This window comes from Noviherbaspirillum soli, from assembly GCF_015352955.1.
GTDB classification, from domain to species: domain Bacteria; phylum Pseudomonadota; class Gammaproteobacteria; order Burkholderiales; family Burkholderiaceae_D; genus Noviherbaspirillum_A; species Noviherbaspirillum_A soli.
Genome location: NZ_JACYOX010000102.1, coordinates 1 through 863, shown reverse-complemented (window position 1 = coordinate 863; position 863 = coordinate 1). Strand labels below are relative to the sequence as shown.

Sequence of the window (863 nt, the reverse complement as noted above, 5' to 3'; positions counted from 1 at the left end):
TCTAGGGCGTGTCATCAATTAAGCCAGACAACAACGGCAGCAAGATGGATGGCGCCGAGGAAGTTGCGGGCGGTCTTATCGTAGCGGGTGGCAATGCTGCGATATTGCTTGAGTTTGTTAAAGAATTGCTCAATCAGGTGACGTGCCTGGTAGAGATGCTTGTCGTAGTCGCGCGGCTGTTTGCGGCAGCGCTTGGGCGGAATCACGACGTTTTTGCCGGCGTTGTGCAAGGGTGCAATGACCCGTTCCTCGGCATCATAAGCTTTATCGGCAATGACTGTGGCCGCTGGCGTGTCGGCCAATAAGGCATCGGCGCCGTCCAAGTCATGCGCCTGTCCCGGCGTCAGATGAAAGCCGGTAGGATTGCCCAACGCATCGACGGTGGCATGGATTTTCGTGCTCAGCCCGCCGCGGCTGCGCCCGATCGCTTCAGCTTCGGCCCCCCTTTTTTCGCGCCTGCGCTATGTTGATGCGCACGCACGATAGTCGAATCGATCATGGCGTATTCATTGTCGGCGTCGGCCGCTAGCGCCTCGAAAATGCGTTGCCAGACGCCGCTTTTGCTCCAGCGCGTATGCCGGGTATGGATCACCCGGAAATCTCCGAACCGCTCCGGTAAATCGCGCCAGGGGATGCCTGCCCGGTAGCGGTACAGCACCGCCTCGACAAACAGGCGATTATCCTTGGCTGTTCGCCCGACATGTCCATCCCGACCAGGCAGCCAATCCTTGATGCGCTCCCACTGGTCATCCCGCAATCCGTAACGTCTTGTCATCACCCCTCAGCGCTACGCGCCCCATCATTACTTTCAACGCGCTAATGACCAGGCAAATTTCCGAGAGTTCAATTGATGACACGCCCTA

The 863-nt window shown here is 58.1% G+C and carries 1 protein-coding gene; it reads right to left on the bottom strand.

Annotated features, from left to right (window positions below):
* Window positions 1–14: 14 nt before the first annotated feature.
* Window positions 15–775, bottom strand: a protein-coding gene (locus IGW04_RS25515; RefSeq protein ID WP_228527396.1) for an IS5 family transposase whose coding sequence is annotated in 2 segments (ribosomal slippage) — window positions 15–443 and window positions 446–775 — 759 coding nt in all. Because the reading frame shifts where the segments join, the coding sequence is not laid out codon by codon here.
* Window positions 776–863 lie beyond the last annotated feature (88 nt).